The 6,812-nt window shown below is 65.9% G+C and carries 11 protein-coding genes; 2 read left to right on the top strand and 9 right to left on the bottom strand.

Going from position 1 to position 6,812, the window contains the following annotated elements; all coding sequences use genetic code 11:
* Both X803_RS18225 and X803_RS0106405 read left to right on the top strand, forming a co-directional pair.
* Window positions 1-526: aspartate/glutamate racemase family protein (locus tag X803_RS18225; protein ID WP_051470527.1), on the top strand; the 526-nt coding region annotated here is incomplete at its 5' end.
* 4 nt (window positions 527-530) lie between these two features.
* Entirely contained in the window at window positions 531-1,538 is a 1,008-nt protein-coding gene (locus tag X803_RS0106405) for a phosphotransferase (protein ID WP_026544500.1), read from the top strand.
* A gap of 2 nt (window positions 1,539-1,540) precedes the next feature.
* Here X803_RS0106405 and X803_RS0106400 read toward each other — a convergent pair whose 3' ends face one another.
* The 9 genes from X803_RS0106400 to X803_RS18220 all read right to left on the bottom strand — a co-directional run.
* A complete protein-coding gene (locus tag X803_RS0106400) occupies window positions 1,541-1,996 on the bottom strand; it encodes a MarR family winged helix-turn-helix transcriptional regulator (protein ID WP_026544499.1) in 456 nt (151 codons plus the stop codon).
* Window positions 1,993-2,217, bottom strand: coding sequence for a hypothetical protein (locus tag X803_RS0106395; protein WP_026544498.1), 225 nt, complete (start codon window positions 2,215-2,217; stop codon window positions 1,993-1,995). Before X803_RS0106395 ends, X803_RS0106400 begins: the two co-directional genes overlap by 4 nt.
* A 66-nt stretch (window positions 2,218-2,283) precedes the next feature.
* On the bottom strand, window positions 2,284-3,057 hold the full coding sequence (locus tag X803_RS0106390; protein ID WP_026544497.1) for a glycerophosphodiester phosphodiesterase family protein: 774 nt from the start codon (window positions 3,055-3,057) through the stop codon (window positions 2,284-2,286).
* 6 nt (window positions 3,058-3,063) lie between these two features.
* Entirely contained in the window at window positions 3,064-3,870 is an 807-nt protein-coding gene (locus X803_RS0106385) for an HAD family hydrolase (protein ID WP_026544496.1), read from the bottom strand.
* Between the two features lie 66 nt (window positions 3,871-3,936).
* Window positions 3,937-4,164 (bottom strand): zinc-ribbon domain-containing protein, encoded by a 228-nt coding sequence (locus tag X803_RS0106380; protein ID WP_026544495.1) that lies wholly within the window; start codon window positions 4,162-4,164, stop codon window positions 3,937-3,939.
* 23 nt (window positions 4,165-4,187) lie between these two features.
* Complete coding sequence (locus X803_RS0106375) at window positions 4,188-4,715, bottom strand: YbhB/YbcL family Raf kinase inhibitor-like protein (RefSeq protein WP_026544494.1); 528 nt, start codon at window positions 4,713-4,715, stop codon at window positions 4,188-4,190.
* Entirely contained in the window at window positions 4,712-5,641 is a 930-nt protein-coding gene (locus tag X803_RS0106370; RefSeq protein WP_026544493.1) for a carbohydrate kinase family protein, read from the bottom strand. The genes X803_RS0106375 and X803_RS0106370 overlap by 4 nt, the downstream gene beginning before the upstream one ends.
* Before the next feature lie 45 nt (window positions 5,642-5,686).
* Window positions 5,687-6,121: a PGPGW domain-containing protein gene (locus tag X803_RS0106365; RefSeq protein ID WP_026544492.1), complete on the bottom strand. Its 435-nt coding sequence runs from the start codon at window positions 6,119-6,121 to the stop codon at window positions 5,687-5,689.
* 44 nt (window positions 6,122-6,165) lie between these two features.
* On the bottom strand, window positions 6,166-6,812 hold a 647-nt coding region (locus X803_RS18220; RefSeq protein ID WP_035778141.1), incomplete at its 5' end, for an alpha/beta hydrolase family protein.

Here is a 6,812-nt window from a genome sequence, read left to right as displayed (position 1 = left end):
CGTCGAACTTGAAAGCGGCGGAGCCGAGCTTCTGGTGCTGTGCACCAACACCATGCACAAGGTGGCTCCGGCCATTGAACAGGCCGTGAACATTCCCTTCATCAACCTCATCGATGCAGCAGCCGAAGCGGTGACCGCCGACGGTACGACGACGGTGGGCCTGTTAGGGACGTCCTTCACCATGGAGCAGGACTTCTACCGGGATGGGCTGGCCGCCCACGGGTTGGAGGTGCTGGTTCCCGGCGCGGAAGACCGCGCGACAGTCCACCGGATCATCTATGAGGAACTGTGCCTTGGGATCGTCTCAGAGGCATCCCGCAGGGAGTGCCAACGCATCATCGCCGGGCTGGCCTCACGCGGTGCGGAGGGCGTAGTACTCGGCTGCACCGAAATCGAGCTGCTCCTTTCGCAGCAGGACGCGGACATCCCGCTCTACCCGACGACGGCGATCCACGCGCAGGCGGCGGTGGACGCAGCGCTTGCACGGCAATCCGGCACCGCACCCGGCAGGACGGTGACACAATAATCGGGTGACCTCGCCCGCCCCCCACCCCACCGACCTGTGGAAGAGCGCTGCCTGGCAGTCCCGGGTGGAATCCTGGGTGTCCCAGGTCCTGGCTACGTTCAACATCGAACAGACGGGCCCGGTGAGCGAGCCCCGGATCCGCTTCTGGTCCGTCCAGCTCACCATCCCCACCGACCATGGGAAGCTGTGGTTCAAGGAGAACAATCCGGGCCAGTTCCAGGAGGCGTCCATCATCGCGGCGCTGGCCGAAATTGCGCCGGATCACGTGGTTGCCCCGCTGGCCATCGAGCCGACCAAGGGCTGGATGATCACCCCTGACCATGGCGCTACCCTCGCCACCCTGAACTCCACGGACTACGCCCTGTGGTCCCGGGTGCTCACCGATTTCGCGGACCTGCAACAGCAGGCGGCTGCCTATGGGGAAAAACTGAAGGAGGCTGGACTCGCCTCGCTGGATCCGGGTATCGCGGGTAACTTCGTGAGTAACCAGCTCCTCCTGCACACGGGTTTGCCCGAGGAGCACCCGCTGCACCTCGACGCCGGACAGGCGGACCGTATCTACGCCACTGTCCCGGCAATCGAGGAGGCCGCCGCGCAGCTGTCGGCCCTCGGAGTGCCGCTGTCGCTGGAGCACAATGACCTCCACCCGAACAACGCCTTCATCCCGGGTTCAAGCACGGACCCGCTGCGGTTTTTCGACTTCGGCGACTCCTACTGGGCCCACCCGTTCAGCTCGCTGTACGTCCCCCTCGGCGCCATGATGGAAGCCTGGGAAACCGCGCCCGACGACGCCCGCATCCGGAGAGTCCTCACCGCCTACCTTGAACGGTGGAGCGGTTACGCACCGCTTCCCCAGCTGAGGAACGCCCTGGAACCGGCGCTGCAGCTCGGCCGGCTCAACCGGTACGCCTCCTGGCTGCGCCTTCTGATCCACGCCGACGACGACGCAATGCTGGAATACGGTCCGCACGCCCTGCGCTACCTGCAGACAGTCACGGACCCCGTTCTGTAGCTTCAGGCTCCCTGGGCAGCGGCGATCACTTCACGCATCATGCGGTTGAGATCCTCCGCCTGCTCGCGGGTCAGGCCAAGCCTGGCCAACATGGTGCCTGGTACGGACAGCGCACGAGTGCGCAGCTCCCGTCCCTCATCGGTCAGTCCCACGGCGAGGGCACGCTCGTTGCCGGCCACACGCTCCCGGGTTACCAGGCCGTTCGCTTCCAGCCGCTTGAGCATCGGCGAAAGGGTGGCCGGGTCCATGGCGAGCGCCTCGGCAATTCCCCGAAGCGTCCGCGGGCTGTGTTCCCAAAGCGCCAGCATGACCAGGTACTGCGGGTGGGTCAGGTTCAATTCCTCCAGCACCGGCCGGTAGGCGCCGATAACGCTCCGCGATGCCACCGAAAGTGCGAAGCACAGTTGCCGCTCCAGGAGCAGGTCCTCGGTGAAAGATTCCTGCGAGGTTTGAGTCACGCGTCCCTCCCCGGGATCTCACGCTTCACCAGATACGTGGAGCCGTCGGCGTTGCGCACAACATCCCACTGTTGAAGCTCCTGCTGGCGCTGCTGATGAGCGGCGCCGTCGGCGTACTTGACCGGCCCGTCCAGCCCGCCCTGATCGGCCGGGCCGAAAATCATCCTCAACTTCCCTGTGGCCTGCATGAACCGGTGGGACAACGGCTTCTTTTCCGCCATGACATGCCTTCCTCGCCAGGGCCCTGTCAGCCCACCCACAAGCATAGTGCACAAATAGTTAGCGCACTAAATGACCTGTGGCCACGGGCCCCGGTCCCGCATAACCCCCGAGAGAACATCCGCACGGTCCGAGACCAGGCCGCCCACTCCGTCCGCGAGCAGCTCTTCCATCACCGGACGCTCGTTGATGGTCCACACGTGGACCGGGATTCCGGCGGCGTTGCAGCGCCGGACAAACCCTCGAGTCACTACCGGGAACCCCCGGAAATGCCTCGGCACCTGAAGGCAGTCCACCCGCGCAAGCCGCGCAACCCACCGCGCAAGGCCAAGCGGTGAGGCGGCTCTCACGATGGCACTCACCGCCATACCAGCGGACGACGCCGTGGGCCGGCTCAGCTGCCTCAGCACCCGCAGGCGCCGCCGGTCGGAAAACGACGCAACCAGTACGCGGTCATGTGCGCCGGACGCTTCAATGACCTCAACAAGGGGCTGAACCGACGCGTCGTCCTTGACGTCGATGTTCAACCGGACATCCGGCCACCGCTGGAGGACCTCGGCAAGGGTAGGAATCCGCTCGGTCCCGCGAACCCGCACAGCACTCAGTTCCGCCAGGGAATGATCGGCCAGCCGGCCCGTCCCGTCGGTAACCCGCTCCAGGCGCTCATCGTGGAAAACCATGACGACGCCGTCCCTTGTGGTGCGCACGTCGATCTCCAGATAGCGGAAACCGAGCCCTATCGCCGCTTCAAGGGCCGGCAGAGTGTTTTCCAGACCCTCCGGTGAGAAACCGCGGTGCGAGAAGGCGATCGGCCCCTCGGTTGCGAGGTACGGTCCCGGCATGGCGGCTCAGGCCGACTTCAGGGCAGCGAGCCGTTCCTCAAGGACCTTCGCGACGCCGTCGTCCTCAAACGCGGGCGCACGGAGGTTTGCAGCCGCGAGGGCGGCCGGGTGACCGGATGACATGGCGTACCCATAGCCGGCCCAGTCCAGCATCTGGATGTCATTGGGCATGTCGCCGAAAGCGATGACGTCCGTCTGCTCGATTCCGAGCCCTGCCGCATACCGTGCGAGGGTGACCGCCTTGTTGATTCCGGGCACGCTCATTTCCAGGAGGGGGACGCTCGGTGCCGAGTGCGTGGTCGCGACGAGGTGCTCCACGGCGGGTGCCACCCCGTGCAGGAATTCGTCTGGTGTGATGTCCCGCTCCCGCGCCAGGAACTTGATAACGCCGGAACCGTTGAGGGAGTGCCGCAGCGGGCGGGGCTCGGCGGCTCCGAGCAACTCGACCGAACCTGGGTCGGCGAAACCCGGCTCGATGAGGAAGCTGCCCACCGTCTCCGCCGCGAACGTCACGGCAGGGTACAGGTCGCGAATAATGTCCTGGGCTTCGAAAATGCTCTCACCGTCCAGCAGGTGGGATGAAAGCACCTCTTCACGGCCGAGGTCATAGGTCAGCGCTCCGTTGGAGCAGATAACCGTCCCGGTGAATCCGAGGTCGCGCAGCGGCTTCAGCCAGCGCGGCGGGCGTCCGGTCACGAACACCACCTCGATGCCGGCATCCAGGCAGGCCTCGAACGCACGGACCGTCCGATCGGAGATCCGGCCATCGTGGCCGATAATCGTGCCGTCCATGTCGCTGGCGACCAAACGCATCCGCAAACTCCTTGACTGGTTAGGTATCCAGCCTACCCAAGCGGGCGGAAGGAGGCGTGCGGAGGATCAAACCAGCGCGTTCTTCTCGCTCCTGGACAGCTCACTTGTGATGCCGCAATAGGCGCATGTCCTCGAGTACCGTCGGCTGGTCGTGAAGACGGGAATGAAGAACACGGTGAACTTCGAGGCGCGTTCGTCAATGCGCTGCGAGGCATTCTGGCCGCAGTTGGGACAGACGGTCTGCCGGCGGAACAGTTCCTTTACCGCCGTCTTGAAGCCAAACAGGATGAACATGACATGCCTCCGTCGCCGGGGAACTACTGCTCGTAGGTGCCCACGATACGCGCGCGGCCGATGCTGTGGGAGAAGAGATTGAAGCCGAGGTAGGCGTTGGACGCTTCGGCGGGGATGTCCAGCTTCTCCACATCCACCGCGTGGACAACCACGTGGTAGTGGTGCGGACCGTGGCCGGCAGGGGGTGCCGCGCCCACAAAACCGGGGAAACCGGCGTCGTTCTTCAACTGCACCGCGCCCCCAGGCAGGCCGGCGCCGTCTTCAGTCCCGGCCCCGGAGGGCAGCGAGGTGGTGCTTACGGGAATGTTGAACACCGCCCAGTGCCAGAACCCGCTCGCGGTCGGCGCGTCCGGATCATAAACCGTAACTGCAAAGCTTCTGGTTTCCTCCGGGAAGCCGCTCCAGCTGAGCTGCGGCGAGATATCCTGGCCGCCTGCCCCCATGCGCCCCGAGGCGTGCCGGATATCGAGGGGCTGGTTATCGGCGATGTCGGAACTGGTCAGCTCGAAGGACGGAACATCGGGAAGGTCTGCGTAGGGATCGCGGGTCATGCGTACACTCCTTGTGTTCTCAGTTCATCTCGGGTGGGCGGGTTGGCGCCTGCGCGAGACACCGTCACCGCTGCGGCGGCTGAGGCGAACGCCAGGACGTCCTGCATCTGTTCAACGGAAAGTGCCCGCAGCTCATTCCGCCGCTGCCCTCCGTCCAGTTCGCGGTCCACCAGGGCGCTCAGCAGTGCCGCCATGAAGGAGTCACCGGCACCAACGGTATCGACCACGCGCGCCGCCGCAGCGGGTACCTCACACTCACCGCGGTCAACCACGGCCCACGGACCTTTGGAACCCCTGGTCACAACGACGACGGCGGGACCCAGTCCCAGCCACCGGCGCGCGGACTCGCGGTGGTCTTGTCCCGGATACAGCCACTCAAGGTCTTCATCCGATGCCTTGACCACATCTGACAGTGCGACGAACTTTTCCGCCTGCTCCCGCGCATAGCCGACGTCCTTGATGATGGTCGGCCGGCAGTTCGGGTCATAGGAGACGGTGGCGGCCGGGCGTACGGAACGGATCGCTGCCAGTACGTCCTGCGCCCCGGGTGCCAGCATCGAGGCAATGGAACCCGTGTGCACCAAGGTGGACCCGTTGAACAGTTCAGCGCGTGAGGCAAGGTCGGGGAGCTCCCAGGCGAGCTGGAACGTGTAGTTGGCTCCGCCCACGGGGTCGAGCCGCGCGGAGGCCACACTCGTGGGATGTGCGTCCGGCGGCACCGGGGCCAGGACGGCGTTGTCGGAAAGGTGCTGATGGATCCGGCGCCCGTATTCGTCGTCGCCGAACCGCCCGAGGAACTGCGTCGGATGTCCGAGCCGGGCAAGGCCGACGGCCACGTTGAGCGGGCTGCCGCCGACGTGGGCGCGCAGTGGCGCGGTATCGCTGAGAACTTCGTCGATAAGGGCTTCGCCGATTACTGTGAGCACCGTCTCAACCTAGCATTTTGCTGCCGGCCGGGCCCGTTGACGACGTTATCGGAAGCGGCGGATGCTGTAGACGAGCAGCACGAGGGCGATGATCGCGGAGAGTACGAGGCTGACCCCGGTCCCGAATCCGCCGAACAGCCACCACTTGTCCTCGAGCGGCCACCAGTCTGGAGCGGGCGGCTGAATCATCCAGAGGATCCCGAGGGACATGATCCAGAGGGCACCCAGCGCGCTCACGGCTATCCGCGGCCACGTCTTCACCCCGACTTTGGCCGCACGGTAGGCCTGCCGCTTGATCGGGTGCAGTTTACGTTCGGCCCAGTCGTACTGCTGTGACAGGACGGCCAGGCCGCCGACCACCATCAGCAGCCCGGGTCCGGGGAGCACCAGCGCCGCTATACCGAGCACCACAAGGGTCCAGCCGAGGATTTCCAAGCCGGTGCGGTGGGCAGCCCGGTGGAGCCGGGATCGTGCGCTCATTGGTGCAGGATCCCACACTTCCCTGAATGCTCCCTAAACACGGGTCACATCAGACTCTCGACGGCGGCGACAACCCGGGCCCAGTCATCCGTCCCCGGAGTAATCACGGCGAAGTGGTCTCCGGGGACCTGCACAAGCTCCGCCTGGGCGCCCGCTGCCCGGGCGGCGTCAACATAGGACTGCGACTGGCTCAGCGGCACGGTGGTGTCCTCCCGGCCGTGAACCGCGATCACCGGCACAGCAAGCGGGATGACCGTCATGGGATCCGCGAACCGGTACTTCTTCCCATACCCGCCACCGAGGAAGTCCCGGACCGCTCCGTTCCCGAGGCTCTCCTCATGCGCCCGTTCCAGGTTCAGGACCCCGGCCTGGCTGACGACGCCGGTCACCGGCACTGCGGGCCGGCCCCCTCCCGGCGCGCCCTCCGGAAGCAGTGAGCGTCCGGCCGCCCATACCGCCAGGTGCCCGCCGGCGGAGTGGCCGAGCGCCGTCGTCGTACTGGTGTCGAATCCGTGTTCCGTCGCCGCGGAGGCGAGCAGGTCGATGCCGGCAGCAACATCGTCGAGCGTCTCGGGAAACCCGCCGCCGTTGCCGACGCGCCGGTACTCGAGGTTCCAGCAGGCGAAGCCGCGGGAGATCAGGTCTTCGGCGAGAGGGGCGCCGAGGTCGAGGGTGTACCGGCTGCGCCAGA

The sequence above is a fragment of the Arthrobacter sp. 35/47 genome, assembly GCF_000520475.1.
GTDB lineage: Bacteria > Actinomycetota > Actinomycetes > Actinomycetales > Micrococcaceae > Arthrobacter_D > Arthrobacter_D subterraneus.
The sequence above is the reverse complement of the archived record's forward strand: the minus strand, read 5'-3'. Positions and strand labels throughout refer to the sequence as shown.

Coding starts and splice junctions, on each gene's coding strand:
- X803_RS0106380 (WP_026544495.1), bottom strand. CDS start 4,164: ATGTTCATCCTGTTTGGCTTCAAGACGGCGGTAAAGGAACTGTTCCGC.
- X803_RS0106395 (WP_026544498.1), bottom strand. CDS start 2,217: ATGGCGGAAAAGAAGCCGTTGTCCCACCGGTTCATGCAGGCCACAGGG.
- X803_RS0106365 (WP_026544492.1), bottom strand. CDS start 6,121: ATGAGCGCACGATCCCGGCTCCACCGGGCTGCCCACCGCACCGGCTTG.
- X803_RS0106375 (WP_026544494.1), bottom strand. CDS start 4,715: ATGACCCGCGATCCCTACGCAGACCTTCCCGATGTTCCGTCCTTCGAG.
- X803_RS0106390 (WP_026544497.1), bottom strand. CDS start 3,057: ATGCCGGGACCGTACCTCGCAACCGAGGGGCCGATCGCCTTCTCGCAC.
- X803_RS0106385 (WP_026544496.1), bottom strand. CDS start 3,870: ATGCGTTTGGTCGCCAGCGACATGGACGGCACGATTATCGGCCACGAT.